The sequence below is a fragment of the Janthinobacterium violaceinigrum genome, from assembly GCF_009208555.1.
Lineage (GTDB): Bacteria > Pseudomonadota > Gammaproteobacteria > Burkholderiales > Burkholderiaceae_D > Janthinobacterium > Janthinobacterium violaceinigrum.
Genome location: NZ_WFLI01000008.1, coordinates 25,399 through 42,521 on the forward strand (window position 1 = coordinate 25,399; position 17,123 = coordinate 42,521).

A 17,123-nucleotide genomic window follows, 5' to 3' on the forward strand; every position below is an offset into this window, starting at 1 on the left:
CGCACGCTTATACTTGGCGATTCTTTCTTGCCAGGTATAACGCATGCTGCCCTTCCTGCCCTTTCTTGTATTGCTGCTGGCCGGCGCCATCCTCATGGCGCTGCGTTTCGTCCAGTTGCGCCGTGCCCTGCTGCGCGCACGGGCGGGCGAAACGCAGTTCCGCCTGCTGGCCGAGCACGGACGCGACGCGGCCTTCCTGCTCGACGCCACCACCTTCGAATTGCTCTACATCAGCCCCGCCGCGCAGCGCCTGACAGGCTACGACTTGCCTGCCTTGCGCGAGCATGCGGCACAGCTGGCGGCGGACGTGCCGGCCCGGCTGCAGCGCTGGCGCGATGGCGATGCCAGCCGTTTGACCCTGCTGCGCGAAGTGGCGCTGCCGCACGCCGACGGCCACCTGCTGGCGCTGGAAATCAGCTCGACCATCGTGCCCGCGGCGGCGGGGCGCAGCATGACCCTGGTGGGGAGCTTGCGCGACGTCAGCGAGGCGCAGGCGCAGGAAGCGGAGCGGGAAAAGGAACAGAAGCGCTTCGCCTCGATGCTGTCGCATGAATTCCGCACGCCGCTGGCCACCATCGACGGCGCCATCCAGCGCCTCGTGTCGACCTCGCAAGACGCCGACGACGCCACGCGCAAGCGCTACGTGAAAATCCAGACGGCCGTCGACCGTTTGTTGTCCATGATCGATGATTATCTGTCGCCCGAACGCATGGCGGCCATCGGCCGCGAGCGGGCCGCCGACGGCATCGCGCCGCTGGCCTTGCTGCAGCAGGCGGCCGCCACCGTACCGGCCAGCCACCGCGTGCAGCTGGAACTGGACGAGGACTTGCCGGCCAGGCTGCGCTGCGACGTGCCCGGCATGGCCCTGTGCCTGAAAATCTTGTTAGACAACGCCGTCAAGTTCAGCGCGCCGGGCAGCGCCATCACCTTGTCGGCCAAGCTGGTGCCCGAAGGGGGCGTGGCCCTGTGCGTGCGCGATGCGGGGCCCGGCTTGCGGGAAGACGAACTGGCGCAGCTGTTCGAAAAAGGTTTCCGTGGAACCGATGCGCAGCATCCGGGGGCGGGCCTGGGCCTGTACATGGCGCGCGCCGTGGTGGACGTGCATGGGGGGAGTTTACAGGGGCATAATCTGCCCGAAGGCGGGGCTGTTTTCCGGATTTGGCTGCCCTTGCCTGTCTAGACAAGGAAAAGCCTTGCTTCCGCTGAAGGCAACCGTGATAATTCCTTGACGTAAACCTATTGTGCCGTCCATCATGGTGCAGAAGTGAATGGCATGGTTTGCCCACGGTAGCTCACTAACGGAAGAATGGCGTTGCAATGACGAAAATACTGATCGTCGAAGACAATCTGGACTACGCCGAAGACATGGCGGAGTTTCTCGTTGAGCTCGAACACGAAGTCCATATCACCAGCTCCGCTGGCGGCATGTGGACGGCGTTGAGCCATGGCAATGTTGGCGTGGTCGTACTGGACCTGGGCTTGCCCGATGAGGATGGCTTCAATGTTATCCCCCGCATGCGCCAGCTGTATCCGCAAATCGGCGTGCTGGTGCTGACGGGCCGCGTGGCGTTCGACAGCCGCATCCTGGGCTTGCGCCTGGGCGCCGACCACTATCTGACCAAGCCGATCAAGTTCCCCGAACTGGCCGCCCACATCGAGGCGCTCGACCGCCGCGTGGGGCCGCAAGACCCTGTGCCCGAGCCGGGCAAGTGGACCTTGAAAGTAAGCGCTCGCCAACTTGAGCTGATGGGCTCGGTCATCGCCCTGACGGAAAAAGAATTCAACTTCCTGCACCTACTGACCATCAACACCCGCCCCGTGCCGCGCGACGTCATCGTAGCCGGCATGGGCGGCGAAGATCCCGATGCGGGCCGCAGAGTCGACATGCTCGTGTACCGCCTGCGCAAGAAAGCCAAGACGGGCCTGGGCCAGGACTTGCCGCTGCGCAGCGCATATGGCGAGGGCTACAGCCTGTCGGCCAGCTTCAACCTGTCCTGATTTGCACCTGCAGCCACCCGCAGGCGGGTGGCGCCATAAAAAGGGACAGAGTCAACGGCTTTTTCCTGCATTCAAAATAAAACAGGGTCAGAGTCGTTCCTGGCGCACCAGAGTGTGTAAAATCAAGGCCTTAGCCTTCTTTTGACCGATTCTGCCATGGCCCGTTTGCCCCGCCTCATCATTCCCGCATTGCCCCATTATGTGATCCAGCGCGGCAGCAACCGCCAGCCTGTGTTTCAGGATGCGGCCGATTACGCGCAATTCCTGTCCTGGCTGAAAACGGGTGCGAAAATGTTCAAGGTGGCCATCCACGCCTATGTTTTGTTGCCTGATCAGCTACATGTATTGGCGACGCCGGCCGACGCCACGGGTCTGGGACAGCTGATGCAGTGGCTGGGACGCTATTACGTGCCGTATTTCAATCAAAAATACGGCCGCGAAGGCGCCTTGTGGCAGGGACGCTACAAAACTTCCGTCATCGATCCTGACAATTTCTTCCTCATCTGCTGCCGCTACCTGGAATGCGTACCCGTGCAAACGGGCCTGGCGGGCCAGGCGCTCGATTACAGCTGGTCCAGCTATGCCCACCATGCGGGCGTGCGGCCCGATCCCGTCATCACCGACCATGCGCTGTACTGGGCGCTGGGCAACACGCCGTTCGACCGCGAGGCCGCGTATCTGCGCCTGTTCGAGCAGGGCCTGGGCAGCAGCCAGGTGAAGGCGGTAGAGCAGGCTGTGCTGAAGGGCTGGCCGCTGGGTTCCGAGCCATTCAAGCAGGCGCTGGAAGTGAAAATGCAGCGGCAAGTGCTGCCTGCCAAGCGGGGCCGTCCCCGCAAAATCGTGGCCGACGCGGCCCCTAACTAAAAAGCATTCGCATTTAAAACAAAAAATGGTTCCTTTCCCACCTTTTATTGAAATTCGTTTGACTATGTCCCTATTAAATTTTTAGGGCGACGGAATGGAATTTAATTCGACTCCGACCCTAATTTTTGTGGTTGAGTTTTTTGTTGCGTTGCACTACTCTAGTTTTTCGATAGTCATATGCAGCGGAGAAGCCCATGAAAGCGCAAGGCCTGTACGACCCAGCCAATGAACACGATGCCTGCGGCGTCGGTTTCGTCGCCCATATCAAGGGCAACAAGACCCATTCGATCGTCGAACAGGGTTTGCTGATTCTGAAAAACCTCGATCACCGGGGCGCCGTGGGCGCCGATGCGCTGATGGGCGATGGCGCCGGCATCCTGATCCAGATTCCCGACCAGTACTACCGCGAAGAAATGGCCAAGCAGGGCGTGGAATTGCCGCCGCCTGGCGAATATGGCGTGGGCATGGTGTTTCTGCCGAAGGAACACGCGTCGCGCATCGCTTGCGAGCAGGAAATCGAACGGGCCGTGCGCATCGAGGGCCAGGTCGTGCTGGGCTGGCGCAACGTGCCCATCGATACGGACATGCCGATGTCGCCCACCGTGCGCGCCAAGGAACCCGTGATCCGCCAGATCTTCATCGGCCGCGGCCCGGACATCATGGTCACCGACGCGCTCGAGCGCAAACTGTATGTGATCCGCAAATCGTCGGGCCACGCCATCCAGGCCCTGAAACTGCTGCACGGCAAGGAATTCTTCGTGCCGTCCATGTCGGCCCGTACCATCGTCTATAAAGGCTTGCTGCTGGCCGACCAGGTGGGCGTGTACTACAAGGACTTGCAGGATGCGCGCTGCATCTCGGCCCTGGCCCTGGTGCATCAGCGTTTCTCGACGAACACCTTCCCAGAATGGCCGCTGGCCCACCCGTACCGCCTGATCGCCCATAACGGCGAGATCAACACGGTGAAAGGCAATTTCAACTGGATGCGCGCACGCGAAGGCGTGATGAAGTCGGCCGTGCTGGGCGACGACCTGCAAAAGCTGTTTCCCCTGATCTATGAAGGCCAGTCCGACACGGCGTGTTTCGACAATGCGCTGGAACTGCTGCTGATGGCCGGCTACCCGATCGCCCAGGCGATGATGATGATGATTCCGGAAGCGTGGGAAAACCACACGACGATGGATGACAACCGCCGCGCCTTCTATGAATACCACGCGGCCATGATGGAACCGTGGGACGGTCCTGCCGCCATGGCGTTCACGGATGGCCGCCACATCGGCGGCACCCTGGACCGCAACGGCTTGCGTCCGGCCCGCTACATCGTGACGGATGACGACCTGGTGGTGATGGCGTCGGAATCGGGCGTGCTGCCGATCCCGGAATCGAAAATCATCCAGAAATGGCGCTTGCAGCCTGGCAAGATGTTCTTGATCGACCTGGAAGCGGGCCGCATCATCGACGACCAGGAACTCAAAAACACCTACGCCAACGCCAAGCCGTACAAGGCGTGGATCAACTCGGTGCGCATCAAGCTCGACGAGATCAAGCTGGCCGAAGGCCAGGCCAAGCAGGACCGCGCCCAGGGCGAAAAAGTGCAGCCATCGTTGCTGGACCGCCAGCAGGCGTTCGGCTACACGCAGGAAGACTTGAAATTCCTCATGGCGCCGATGGCATTGGCCGGCGAAGAGGCGACGGGCTCGATGGGCAATGACTCGCCGCTGGCCGTGATGTCGAACAAACTCAAGCCGCTGTATAACTACTTCAAGCAGCTGTTCGCGCAAGTGACGAATCCGCCGATCGACCCCATCCGCGAAGCGATGGTGATGTCGCTCGTGTCGTTTATTGGCCCGAAACCGAACTTGCTCGATACCAACAACGTCAACCCGCCGATGCGCCTGGAAGTGGCGCAGCCCGTGCTGGGCTTTGACGACATGGCGCGCTTGCGCAACATCAGCGCCCACACGGGCGGCAAGTTCAAGTCGTATGAACTCGACATCTGCTACCCGCTGGCCTGGGGCAAGGAAGGCGTGGAAGCGTGCCTGGCCTCGCTGTGCGCGGAAGCCGTCGACGCCGTCAAGTCCGGCCATAACATTTTGATCGTCTCGGACCGCGCCATTTGCGCCGACCAGGTGGCGATCCCTGCGCTGCTGGCCACCTCGACCGTGCACCAGCACCTGGTGAGCAAGGGCTTGCGCGCCTCCACGGGCCTCGTCGTGGAAACGGGCTCGGCCCGTGAAACGCACCACTTCGCCTTGCTGGCAGGCTATGGCGCGGAAGCCGTCCACCCCTACTTGGCCATGGAAACCCTGGCCGAGATGGCGCACGGCTTGCCCGGCGATTTGTCCGCCGACAAAGCCATCTATAACTACACGAAGGCCGTGGGCAAGGGCTTGATGAAAGTCATGTCGAAGATGGGTATTTCGACCTACATGTCCTACTGCGGCGCGCAGATCTTCGAAGCCATCGGCTTGAACAAGTCGCTGGTGGACAAATACTTCAAGGGCACGGCTTCGAACGTGGAAGGCATCGGCGTGTTTGAAGTGGCGGAAGAAGCGCTGCGCCTGCACGCGCTGGCCTTCGGCAGCGATCCCGTGCTGGCTGACAAGCTCGACGCGGGCGGCGAGTATGCGTTCCGCGTGCGCGGCGAAGACCACATGTGGACGCCGGATGCGATTGCGAAATTGCAGCATTCCACGCGCAGCAACAATTTCTCCAGCTATAAAGAGTATGCGCAAATCATCAACGACCAGAGCCGTCGCCACCTGACCTTGCGCGGCCTGTTCGAGTTCAAGCTTGACCCGACCAAGGCCATCCCGCTCGACGAAGTGGAACCGGCCAAGGAAATCGTCAAGCGCTTCGCCACGGGCGCCATGTCGCTCGGTTCCATCAGCACGGAAGCGCACGCGACCCTGGCCGTGGCCATGAACCGCATCGGCGGCAAGTCGAACACGGGCGAGGGCGGCGAAGATCCGAACCGCTACACGCAGGAATTGAAGGGCATCCCCATCCGCCAGGGCGACACCATGGCCTCCGTCGTCGGTGCCGAGCAGATCGTCGTCGATATTCCGCTGCAGGAAGGCGATTCCATGCGTTCGCGCATCAAGCAGGTGGCGTCGGGACGTTTCGGCGTCACGGCCGCCTACCTGAACTCGGCCGACCAGATCCAGATCAAGATGGCGCAGGGCGCGAAACCGGGCGAAGGCGGTCAGTTGCCGGGCCATAAGGTGTCCGAATACATCGCCAGCCTGCGCTTTTCCGTGCCGGGCGTGGGCCTGATTTCGCCGCCGCCGCACCATGACATCTATTCCATCGAAGACCTGGCGCAGCTGATCCATGACTTGAAGAACGCCAACCCGCGCGCGTCGATTTCCGTGAAACTGGTGTCGGAAGTGGGCATCGGCACGGTGGCGGCCGGCGTCACCAAGGCCAAGGCCGACCACGTGGTCGTCGCCGGCCACGATGGCGGCACGGGCGCCTCGCCTTTGTCGTCCGTGAAACATGCGGGCACGCCGTGGGAGCTGGGCCTGGCCGAAACGCAACAGACGCTGGTACTCAATGGCTTGCGCAGCCGCATCCGCGTGCAGGCCGACGGCCAGATGAAGACGGGCCGCGACGTGGTCATCGCCGCCCTGCTGGGCGCCGACGAGATCGGTTTCGCCACGGCGCCGCTGGTGGTCGAAGGCTGCATCATGATGCGCAAATGCCATTTGAATACCTGCCCGGTGGGCGTGGCCACGCAAGATCCCGTGCTGCGCGCCAAGTTCTCGGGCAAGCCCGAGTATGTCGTCAATTACTTCTTCTTCGTCGCCGAAGAAGCGCGTCAATTGATGGCGCAGCTGGGCATCCGCACGTATGACGAGCTGATCGGCCGCGTCGACCTGCTGGACAAATCGAAGGCGATTTCGCACTGGAAGGCGCAGGGACTGGACTTCTCGGCCATCTTCCACAAGCCGGAAACGCCGGATGGCCAGGCCTGTCGCCACGTGGAATTCCAGGACCATGCGCTGGAAAAGGCGCTCGACCACAAGCTGATCGCGCAAGCGCGCGCAGCGCTGGAAAAGGGCGAGCGCGTCTCCTTCATCTCGCCCGTGCGCAACCTGAACCGCACGGTGGGCACCATGCTGTCCGGCGAAGTGGCGAAGAAATACGGCCATGCCGGCTTGCCGGACGACACCATCCACATCCAGCTGCAAGGCACGGCGGGCCAGTCGGCCTGCGCCTTCCTGGCGCATGGCATCACGATCGACCTGGTGGGCGAGGGCAACGATTACGTGGGTAAAGGCTTGTCGGGCGGGCGCATCATCGTGCGGCCGAATACGGAATTCCGTGGCTGGGCCGTGGACAACATCATCATCGGCAACACGGTGCTGTACGGCGCCATTGCCGGCGAAGCCTTCTTCAATGGCGTGGCCGGTGAACGCTTTGCCGTGCGCAACTCGGGCGCCACCACGGTGGTCGAGGGCCTGGGCGACCATGGCTGCGAATACATGACGGGCGGCACGGTCGTGGTCCTGGGCAACACGGGACGCAACTTTGCGGCGGGCATGTCGGGCGGTATCGCCTATGTGTACGACCCGGCGGGCGACTTTGCCAGCAAGTGCAACACGGCCATGGTCAGCCTGGACAAAGTCGTGTCCGCAGCGGAACAGCATGTCGACCGCGATGCCTGGCATACGCAGCACCGCGACGGCGTGCCGGAAGCGGACGAAGTCATCCTCAAGCGCCTGATCGAGCGTCACTTCAAGCACACGGGCAGCACGCGCGCCCGCGTCCTGCTCGACGACTGGGCCGCGGCGCGCGGCAAGTTCGTGAAAGTCTTCCCGAACGAGTACAAGCGCGCGCTGATCGAGATGGCTGCCGATGCTGCCATGGAAGTGCAAGCCGTCGCCGCCTGAGCCAGCCAAGCTCATTGCCAAAAATGTGACACGGGAGCGGCTTGGCCGCTCCCCGCCAGCTAAATACAAAGGAAACATCGTGGGTAAAATTACCGGCTTCATGGAATTCAAGCGCCAGGACGAGCACTATCTGGAGCCTGCCGCGCGTCTGAAGAACTACAAGGAATTCGTGCTGCACCTGTCGGACGCGCAAGCGACCGTGCAAGGCGCGCGCTGCATGGATTGCGGCATTCCCTTCTGTACCACGGGTTGTCCCGTGAATAACATCATTCCCGACTGGAATGACCTCGTGTACCGCGGCGCCTACCGCGAAGCGCTCGATATCTTGCATTCGACGAATAACTTCCCGGAATTCACGGGCCGTATCTGCCCGGCGCCGTGCGAATCGGCCTGTACCCTGGGCATCCACGAAGATCCCGTCGGCATCAAGTCCATCGAGCACAAGATCATCGACATGGGCTGGGAGCACGGCTGGGTCACGCCGCAGCCTGCCGGCTTTAGTACCGGCAAGAAAGTGGCCATCGTCGGTTCCGGCCCTGCCGGCCTGGCGGCGGCGCAGCAGCTGGCGCGCGCCGGCCATGCCGTCACCGTGTTCGAAAAGAGCGACCGGGTCGGCGGCTTGTTGCGTTACGGCATCCCTGACTTCAAGATGGAAAAGTCGCACATCGACCTGCGCGTGAAACAGATGGAAGCGGAAGGCGTGGTATTCCGCACCAGCGTGCTCGTCGGCAAGGATTTCCCTGCCCATGTGAACAACTGGGCCAAGGAAACCATTTTCCCGGAAGACCTGGAAAAAGAATTCGACGCCGTCATCATGGCCGGCGGCGCCGAGCAGCCGCGCGACTTGCCCGTGCCGGGCCGCGAACTGAAAGGCGTGCATTTCGCCATGGATTTCCTGCCGTTGCAAAACAAGGTCAACGCGGGCGACAAGCTCAAGGAGCAGATCAAGGCCACGGGCAAGCACGTGGTGGTGATCGGCGGCGGCGACACGGGTTCCGACTGCGTGGGCACCTCGAACCGCCATGGCGCCGCCTCGGTGGCCCAGTTCGAACTGATGCCGCAGCCGCCGGAACAGGAAAACAAGCCGCTGGTGTGGCCGTACTGGCCGACCAAGCTGCGCACCTCGTCCTCGCACGAGGAAGGCTGCGAGCGCGACTGGGCCGTGGCCACCAAGCGTTTCGAAGGCAAGGGCGGCAAGGTGGAAAAGCTGATCGCCTGCCGTGTCGAATGGAAAGACGGCAAGATGAGCGAAGTGCCGAACTCGGAATTCGAGATGAAGGCCGACCTGGTCTTCCTGGCCATGGGTTTTGTTTCTCCGGTACAACAAGTTCTGGAAGCGTTCGGCGTCGACACGGATGCGCGCGGCAACGTCAAGGCGACCACGGATGGCGCCGGCTGCTACCAGACGTCGGTGGCCAAGGTGTTTGCGGCCGGCGACATGCGCCGCGGCCAATCGCTGGTGGTGTGGGCCATCCGCGAGGGGCGCCAGTGCGCGCGCGCCGTCGATGAGTTCCTGATGGGGGCATCCCTGCTGCCGCGCTAAAAAACGAGCAATTGTTCGTTTTTTGCCAGGGCCACGGCGCGGATCGCGCCGTGGCCTTTGTTATTTTTATCTGCCAGGTCAACGTCCGTGCAAGTCATCGGAGGGGGCGGCGATGCGCAGGCCAAATTTCTAATACAATATCTGACTTTCGATTCATTAGTGTTGTATTCTTCCCCTTTCCGGGGCTGTCCCAAGGGGTGTCTCAGCAGAGGTTGGCGTTTCTGCACTACAATACGCCATTAAAATAGTGAGCTTCGTCGTGCCAAATCTTGTTGAGATCCGTGATTTACACTTTGCCTATGGAGAACGTTCGATTTTATCGGGCCTTCAAATGGATTTCCCACGTGGAAAAGTTGTGGCCGTCATGGGTGGCTCCGGCAGTGGCAAGACGACCGTATTGCGCTTGATCGGCGGGCAGCTGCGCCCCAGTTCCGGTTCCGTGAATGTCGACGGCCAGATCGTGCATACGCTGGGAACCGACCAGTTATATCAGTTGCGCCGCAAGATGGGCATGCTGTTCCAGCACGGTGCGTTGTTTACGGACCTGACGGCGTTCGAGAACGTGGCGTTTCCCCTGCGCGAACACACGGACTTGAATGAAGAGCTGATCCGCACCCTGGTGCTGATGAAGCTGCACGCGGTGGGCTTGCGCAACGCGGCGCAATTGAAGCCGGCCGAGATCTCGGGCGGCATGGGCCGCCGCGTCGCGCTGGCGCGCGCCATCGCGCTCGACCCCGAACTGATCATGTATGACGAGCCGTTCGCCGGCCTGGACCCGATTTCCATGGGCGTGACGGCCAATTTGATCCGCAATCTGAACGATGCGCTGGGCTCCACGTCTATCCTGGTATCGCACGATGTGAAGGAGTGTTTCGCCATCGCTGATTATGTCTATTTTCTGTCATCGGGCAAGATTGTGGCGCACGGCACGCCGGCCGAGATGGCCGTGTCGACGCATCCGTACGTCAAGCAGTTCGTCAATGCCGAGGCAGATGGCCCCGTGCCGTTCCATTATCCGGGCAAGTCGCTGGCCGACGACCTGGGCTTGCACGCGGGAGCGGGCCGATGATCGCGCGTTTCCTGGCGGCGATCGGAGCATGGTTGCGCAATTCGGTACAAGACCTCGGCTTTGCCGTGCGTTCGTTTTTCATCATCATCGCTTCCTCGGGCGGCCTGTGGCGCCGTCCGCGCCTGGTGATCGAGCAACTGTTTTTTATCGGTAATCGCTCGCTGGTGATTACCGCCGTCTCCGGCCTGTTCGTCGGCATGGTGCTGGGCTTGCAAGGGTATTACACCCTGACCACGTATGGCGCCGAGCAGTCGCTGGGCTTGCTGGTGGCGCTGTCGCTGACGCGCGAACTGGGCCCGGTGGTCACGGCGCTGCTGTTTGCGGGCCGCGCCGGCACGTCGCTGACGGCGGAAATCGGCTTGATGAAGGCGGGCGAGCAATTGTCGGCCATGGAAATGATGGCCGTGAACCCGATCCAGCGCGTGCTGGCGCCCCGTTTCTGGGCCGGCGTGATCGCCATGCCGATCCTCGGCGCCATTTTTACGGCTGTCGGCATCATCGGCAGCTACCTGGTGGGCGTGGTGCTGATCGGCGTCGACGAAGGCTCGTTCTGGTCGCAGATGCAAGGCGGCGTGGATGTCTGGAAAGAAGTGGGCAACGGCACCATCAAGAGCCTGGTGTTCGGCATTGCGGTGACCTTCATCGCGCTGTTCCAGGGTTACCAGGCACAGCCGACGCCGGAAGACGTGTCCGGCGCGACCACGCGCACGGTGGTGATTTCGTCGCTGATGGTGTGGTGGCTCGATTTCATGATGACGGCGTTGATGTTTAGCAAGTAATTGCCGATCAACGACAAACAGCGGGCCTGGGCAGGATGTTGCGCAGGCGGCAACAAGTAAAAATTATTTAGGATTGTTTATGCAACGTAAATCTTTGGATGTCTGGGTCGGCTTGTTCGTCTTGCTGGGTGTGGCGGCATTGATGTTTCTGGCGCTCAAGGCCGGCAATATGAGCTCGCTGTCTTTCAGCAAGACGTATACCATTACGGCCAAGTTCGACAATATTGGCGGCCTCAAGCCGCAGGCACCCGTCAAGGGCGCCGGCGTGGTGGTGGGGCGCGTGGCGGAAATCCGCTTTGATGACAAGACGTATCAGGCGCTGGTGAAACTCGACATCGAAGATGGCTACAAATTTCCGAAAGACAGCTCGGCCAAGATTTTGACGGCCGGTTTGCTGGGTGAGCAATATATCGGCCTGGAAGCAGGCGGCGATCTGGCGAACCTGGCAGAGGGCGACAAGATTGCCCGTACTCAATCGGCCACAGTGCTGGAAGACCTGATCAATCAGTTCATCTACAGCAAGGCAGCGGAAGGAAAGGACAGCAAATGAGCGAGTCGACCATGAAATCCCAAGGCAGCCTGGCGCGTATCGGCCTGGCCCTGGCCATCGCCGCCAGCGTGAGCGCTTGCGCCACCGGCACCAATCCGCGCGACCCGCTGGAAGGGTATAACCGCGCCATGTTCAAGTTCAACGACACCGTCGACCAGGTGGCCCTGAAACCGGCCGCCACGGCCTACAAGACGGTCACGCCGTCGTTCGTGCAAACGGGCGTGGGCAACTTCTTCGGCAACTTGTCCGATGTGTGGAGCGCCGTGAACAACTTGCTGCAAGGCAAGGGTGAAGCGGGCTTGCAAGACGTCGTGCGCGTCAGCATGAACTCGACCTTCGGCATCCTCGGCCTGATCGACATCGCGTCGCAGGCGGGCATTCCCAAGCATAACGAAGACTTTGGCCAGACCCTGGGCTGGTATGGCGTGCAGCCTGGTCCTTACCTGATGCTGCCGCTGCTGGGCCCATCGACCGTGCGCGACACGGTGGCCCTGCCGCTCGACATCACGGGCGACCCATGGCGCTACAAGGACCCTGTCTCGGTGCGCAATATCGGCACGGTGACGCGCGTGGTCGACAAGCGCGCCGCGCTGCTCGACGCCACCAATCTGATGGAAGCGGCCGCGCTGGACCGCTATGAATTCATCCGCGACGGTTTCCTGCAAGCGCGCGAAAGCAAGGTCTTCGATGGCGATACGAGCCGCCGCGACCGGAAAGTGCCAAAAAACGACACCAGCGATTACGAGCCGGAGTACGATGCGACACCGCAAGCGGCCCCTGCGGAAGAGCCGCCAGCCACGGCTGCGGCCGTTGTTGCGCCCGCGGACCTCGTAACATCTGGTAGCAATACCGTTGCATCCGAGGCCAGGCCTCAGGAGTAAACTGCGGTAAAGAAACACCACGGCTGCGACCGACGCCAGCCGGTGCTTAGCAACACCATGAAAGGTAGAACCATGAAATTGATGAAACAACTGCTGGCGATGGCCACCATCGCCTTTGCCACCGCCGCCCAGGCCGCCCCCGCTGTCGAAGCGCCGGACGTGCTGGTCAAACGCATCAGCCAGGACGTGATCGACACGGCCAAGAACGACAAGGCCATCCAGGCTGGCGATATCAAGCGCGTCACCGAATTGGTGGAAAGCAAGATCTTGCCGTACGTGGATTTCCAGCGCATGACGGCCCTGGCCGCCGGCCGCTTCTGGCGCGACGCCACGCCGGACCAGCAAAAGCAGCTGTCCAGCGAATTCCGCACCCTGCTGATCTACACGTACTCGGGCGCCTTGTCGCAGATCAAGAACGAAACCGTGGAATTCAAGCCGCTGCGCGCCGATCCGGCCGACACGGAAGTGGAAGTGCGCTCGCAGGTCAACGTGGCGCGCGGCGAACCCGTGCCCCTGAACTATCGCGTGGCGAAAACCCCGACCGGCTGGAAGATCTATGACATCAACGTGCTGGGCGCGTGGCTGGTGGAAACGTACAAAAGCAGCTTTGCCAGCGAGATCAGCAAGGGCGGCATCGATGGCCTGATCAAGACCTTGCAAGCGAAAAACAAGGCCCTGGCCAGCCGCCCCGCTGCCAAAGCCAAATAATCGGCTATCATATAGCTCCTGACCCAGCTCCAGACCAGCGCAGCCCGACGCCATGCCCGACTCTCTCGACACCTTGCAGTCCCTGACTTCCCTGACCGTGCACAATGCCACCTCGGCATTGGAGCAGGGTCTGGACGCCATCCGCTCGGGTCAGACCAAGTTCGACCTGCGCAACGTCAAGGCTGTCGATTCGGCCGCCGTTTCCGTCATGCTGACGTGGCAACGCGCCGCGCAGGACGCGGGCGGCGTGCTGGAGCTGAAAAACCTGCCGACGAACCTGAAAAACCTCACCAAGCTGTATGGCGTCTGCTCGCTCGTCTCGAGCACGTTGACGGCCGAGGACTGCGGCAGCGCCGGCGGCCACGCCGAACGCAGCCCGTCCGACCTGCATCATCATTGATCCTGTCCCACTCCCCGCATCAGCAGTAGCTTTCAAGCCGGCAGGCCAGCAGCGCCGCCGGATTGATCTCCAAGTGTTCCACGAAGTTTCCAACTATAATTGACTGTTGCGCCACCCTCTGCGGAAGGGGCGCCCTGCACCGGCCAGCCGGCCTGCATTGCACCGGCAACTGGCGCATCACACCAGACGCATTACACTTGAAACAAGCACATGACCGCAATTCAAATAACGAATGTAGAAAAGAGCTATAAATCGCTCAAGGCGCTGGGCGGCGTGTCGCTGGCCATCGAGGAAGGCGAGTTTTTCGGCCTGCTCGGCCCCAACGGCGCCGGCAAGACCACGCTCATTTCCATCATCGCCGGCCTGATACGCCCCGACGCGGGCACCGTCAAGATCCACGGCCACGACGTGGTCAGCGACTTCCGCAATGCGCGCCGCAACCTGGGCGTGGTGCCGCAGGAGCTGGTGTTCGACCCGTTCTTCACCGTGCGCGAAACCCTGCGCCTGCAGTCCGGCTATTTCGGCCTGCCGAACAACGACAAGTGGATCGACGAGGTCATGGAAAACCTGGACCTCACGGGCAAGGCCGACACCAATATGCGCGCCCTGTCCGGCGGCATGAAGCGCCGCGTGCTCGTCGCCCAGGCGCTGGTGCACAAGCCGCCCGTCATCGTGCTCGATGAGCCGACTGCCGGCGTCGACGTGGAACTGCGCCAGACCTTGTGGAAGTTCATCTCGCGCCTGAACCGCGAAGGGGGCCACACGGTCGTGCTGACCACCCACTACCTGGAAGAGGCGCAAGCCATGTGCCAGCGCGTGGCCATGCTCAAGACGGGCAAGGTGGTGGCGCTCGACACCATGTCGGCCCTGATCCGCCGCATCGCCGGCTCGCAGCTGCAGGTGCACCTCAAATACGGCAGCTTGCCGGCCGACCTGCAGCACCTGGTGCTGCACCCGGAAGAACAGCAGGCGCCGAACAAGTTCAGCCTGCGCGTCAACGAATACAGCGAAGTCGAGAAAATCCTCGCCCGCCTGCGCGAAGCGGGCCTCGAGATCGATGAAATGCAATTGCAACAAGCCGACCTGGAAGATATCTTCTTGCAGATCATGGATAAAGGTACCGTATGATTTCGACAGGCTTTCGCACCCTCGTCTACAAAGAGACGCTGCGCTTCTGGAAAGTGGCGACGCAAACCGTGGCCGCGCCCGTGCTCACGTCGATGCTGTACCTGCTGGTGTTCGGCCATGTGCTCGACGGCCGCGTGGAACCCAGCCCCGGCGTCAGCTACACGGCCTTTCTGATTCCCGGCCTGGTGATGATGAGCGTGCTGCAAAACGCGTTTGCCAACTCCTCGTCCTCGCTGATCCAGTCCAAGATCACGGGCAACCTGGTGTTCGTGCTGCTCACGCCCCTGTCGCACTGGGAAATCTTCTCGGCGTATGTACTCGCTTCCGTCGCGCGCGGCCTGGCCGTGGGCTTTGGCGTGTTTGCCATCACCTGCTGGTTCGCCAAGCTGTCGTTTGTCGCGCCCCTGTGGATCGTCGTCTTCGCCTTCCTGGGCGCCGCCATGCTGGGCACCATGGGCCTGATCGCCGGCATCTGGGCCGAAAAATTCGACCAGCTGGCCGCCTTCCAGAACTTCCTGATCATGCCGGCCACCTTCCTGTCGGGCGTGTTCTATTCGATCCACTCGCTGCCGCCGTTCTGGCAGTCGGTATCGCACCTGAACCCCTTCTTTTACATGATCGACGGCTTCCGTTACGGCTTCTTCGGTGTGTCCGACGTCAGCCCGTGGCTCAGTCTTTCCATCGTCGCCGGCTTCCTCGTGATCCTGGCGCTGGCGTCGATCCGCCTGCTGAAAAGCGGCTATCGTTTGCGACACTAATTGCGCCGTTGACTGCGGCACATCACATCACTACATTATTCAATATCAAGGACTTATCGTGACCACCACTCCAGAACTGATCCACGGCTATCTGTCGGCCGGCCTCGAATGCACGCACCTCGAAGTGGAGGGCGACGGCCAGCACTTCCAGGCCGTGATCGTCTCGCCCGCCTTTGCCGGCAAGCGCCTGATCCAGCGTCACCAGATCGTCTACGCGGCGCTGGGCGACCGCATGCGCGAAGAAATCCACGCGCTGTCGATGAAAACCCTGACACCTGAAGAATTCCAAGGATAAGCACATGGACAAGCTCCTCATCAACGGCGGCAACCGCCTGAACGGCGACATCGCCATTTCCGGCGCGAAGAACGCCGCCCTGCCCATCCTGTGCGCCGGCCTGCTGACCGCGGGCGACCTGGACCTGAGCAACGTGCCGCACCTGCACGACGTGGCCACCATGCTGAAACTGCTGGGCCAGACGGGCCTGAAAGTGCAGCAGGACGGCGACCGCGTGGTCCTCAACGGCAGCGCCATCGACACCCTGGAAGCGCCGTATGAACTGGTGAAAACCATGCGCGCCTCGATCCTCGTGCTGGGTCCCATGCTGGCGCGCTTCGGCGAAGCCAAGGTGTCGCTGCCGGGCGGCTGCGCCATCGGTTCGCGCCCCGTCGACCAGCATATCAAGGGCCTCGAAGCGCTGGGCGCCGAGATCCGCATCGAAGCGGGCTACATCTACGCCAAGTGCGCCAAGCTGAAAGGCGCGCGCATCGTCACCGACATGATCACCGTCACCGGCACCGAGAACCTGCTGATGGCAGCGACCCTGGCAGAAGGCGAGACCATTCTGGAAAACGCCGCCTGCGAGCCGGAAGTGACCGACCTGGCGCACCTGCTGGTGGCCATGGGCGCGAAGATCGACGGCATCGGCACCAGCCGCCTGGTCATCCAGGGCGTCGACGCGCTGCACGGCGCCTCGCACGCGGTGATCGCCGACCGTATCGAAACGGGCACCTTCCTGTGCGCCGTGGCAGCCACCGGCGGCGACATCACCCTGCGCAACGTGCGCACGGATATCCTCGACGCGGCCCTCGACAAGCTGCGCGCCATGGGCCTGACGATGACCTTCGGCGCCGACTGGATCCGCGCCGAGATGTCGGCCCGTCCGAACCCCGTCAGCTTCCGCACCACGGAATACCCGGGCTTCCCGACCGACATGCAGGCGCAGTTCATGGCCGTAAACACCATCGCCAATGGCGCCAGCCGCGTCACCGAGACGATTTTCGAGAACCGTTTCATGCACGTGCAGGAAATGAACCGCCTGGGCGCCGACATCACCATCGAAGGCAACACGGCCATCATCGCCGGCGTCAAGCAGCTGCGTGGCGCGCCCGTGATGGCGACCGACCTGCGCGCCTCGGCGTCGCTGGTGATCGCGGCCCTGGCCGCCGATGGCGAAACCCTGATCGACCGCATCTATCACCTCGACCGCGGCTACGACCGCATGGAAGTGAAGTTGTCGGCCGTCGGTGCGAACATCGTGCGCATCAAGTAA

15 protein-coding genes are annotated in these 17,123 nt (G+C 62.0%); all 15 read left to right on the forward strand.

Going from position 1 to position 17,123, the window contains the following annotated elements; genetic code table 11:
- Positions 1-43 precede the first annotated feature (43 nt).
- The 15 genes from GCN75_RS08880 (at position 44) to murA (ending at position 17,123) form a co-directional block, all read left to right on the forward strand.
- A complete protein-coding gene (locus tag GCN75_RS08880; RefSeq protein ID WP_152282228.1) occupies positions 44-1,180 on the forward strand; it encodes a PAS domain-containing sensor histidine kinase in 1,137 nt (378 codons plus the stop codon).
- Positions 1,181-1,317: 137 nt separating this feature from the next.
- Positions 1,318-1,998: a response regulator transcription factor gene (locus GCN75_RS08885; RefSeq protein ID WP_034780956.1), complete on the forward strand. Its 681-nt coding sequence runs from the start codon at positions 1,318-1,320 to the stop codon at positions 1,996-1,998.
- Positions 1,999-2,154: 156 nt separating this feature from the next.
- Complete coding sequence (locus tag GCN75_RS08890; protein WP_152282229.1) at positions 2,155-2,862, forward strand: transposase; 708 nt, start codon at positions 2,155-2,157, stop codon at positions 2,860-2,862.
- 194 nt (positions 2,863-3,056) lie between these two features.
- A complete protein-coding gene (locus GCN75_RS08895) occupies positions 3,057-7,757 on the forward strand; it encodes a glutamate synthase-related protein (protein WP_152282230.1) in 4,701 nt (1,566 codons plus the stop codon).
- Positions 7,758-7,836: 79 nt separating this feature from the next.
- Entirely contained in the window at positions 7,837-9,300 is a 1,464-nt protein-coding gene (locus GCN75_RS08900) for a glutamate synthase subunit beta (RefSeq protein WP_152282231.1), read from the forward strand.
- Between the two features lie 259 nt (positions 9,301-9,559).
- A complete protein-coding gene (locus tag GCN75_RS08905; RefSeq protein ID WP_086137632.1) occupies positions 9,560-10,369 on the forward strand; it encodes an ABC transporter ATP-binding protein in 810 nt (269 codons plus the stop codon).
- Positions 10,366-11,148 (forward strand): lipid asymmetry maintenance ABC transporter permease subunit MlaE, encoded by a 783-nt coding sequence (gene mlaE, locus GCN75_RS08910; protein WP_034780952.1) that lies wholly within the window; start codon positions 10,366-10,368, stop codon positions 11,146-11,148. Before GCN75_RS08905 ends, mlaE begins: the two co-directional genes overlap by 4 nt.
- 79 nt (positions 11,149-11,227) lie before the next feature.
- Positions 11,228-11,698 (forward strand): outer membrane lipid asymmetry maintenance protein MlaD, encoded by a 471-nt coding sequence (gene mlaD / locus GCN75_RS08915; protein WP_070219660.1) that lies wholly within the window; start codon positions 11,228-11,230, stop codon positions 11,696-11,698.
- Entirely contained in the window at positions 11,695-12,579 is an 885-nt protein-coding gene (locus GCN75_RS08920) for an MlaA family lipoprotein (protein WP_152282232.1), read from the forward strand. The genes mlaD and GCN75_RS08920 overlap by 4 nt, the downstream gene beginning before the upstream one ends.
- A 72-nt stretch (positions 12,580-12,651) precedes the next feature.
- Positions 12,652-13,287 carry an MlaC/ttg2D family ABC transporter substrate-binding protein gene (locus tag GCN75_RS08925; protein ID WP_152282233.1) on the forward strand — a complete coding sequence of 212 codons (636 nt, stop codon included), beginning with the start codon at positions 12,652-12,654 and terminating at the stop codon, positions 13,285-13,287.
- A gap of 52 nt (positions 13,288-13,339) precedes the next feature.
- Positions 13,340-13,687, forward strand: a complete 348-nt coding sequence (locus tag GCN75_RS08930) for an STAS domain-containing protein (protein WP_131378045.1) — start codon at positions 13,340-13,342, stop codon at positions 13,685-13,687.
- 210 nt (positions 13,688-13,897) lie between these two features.
- The gene (locus GCN75_RS08935) at positions 13,898-14,815 is read left to right on the forward strand and encodes an ABC transporter ATP-binding protein (protein ID WP_152282234.1); all 918 of its coding nucleotides are present in this window, start codon (positions 13,898-13,900) and stop codon (positions 14,813-14,815) included.
- Positions 14,812-15,573, forward strand: a complete 762-nt coding sequence (locus tag GCN75_RS08940) for an ABC transporter permease (protein WP_152255884.1) — start codon at positions 14,812-14,814, stop codon at positions 15,571-15,573. Before GCN75_RS08935 ends, GCN75_RS08940 begins: the two co-directional genes overlap by 4 nt.
- A gap of 58 nt (positions 15,574-15,631) precedes the next feature.
- Positions 15,632-15,868: a BolA family protein gene (locus tag GCN75_RS08945; RefSeq protein WP_034753824.1), complete on the forward strand. Its 237-nt coding sequence runs from the start codon at positions 15,632-15,634 to the stop codon at positions 15,866-15,868.
- A gap of 4 nt (positions 15,869-15,872) precedes the next feature.
- Positions 15,873-17,123 carry a UDP-N-acetylglucosamine 1-carboxyvinyltransferase gene (gene murA, locus GCN75_RS08950; RefSeq protein ID WP_152282235.1) on the forward strand — a complete coding sequence of 417 codons (1,251 nt, stop codon included), beginning with the start codon at positions 15,873-15,875 and terminating at the stop codon, positions 17,121-17,123.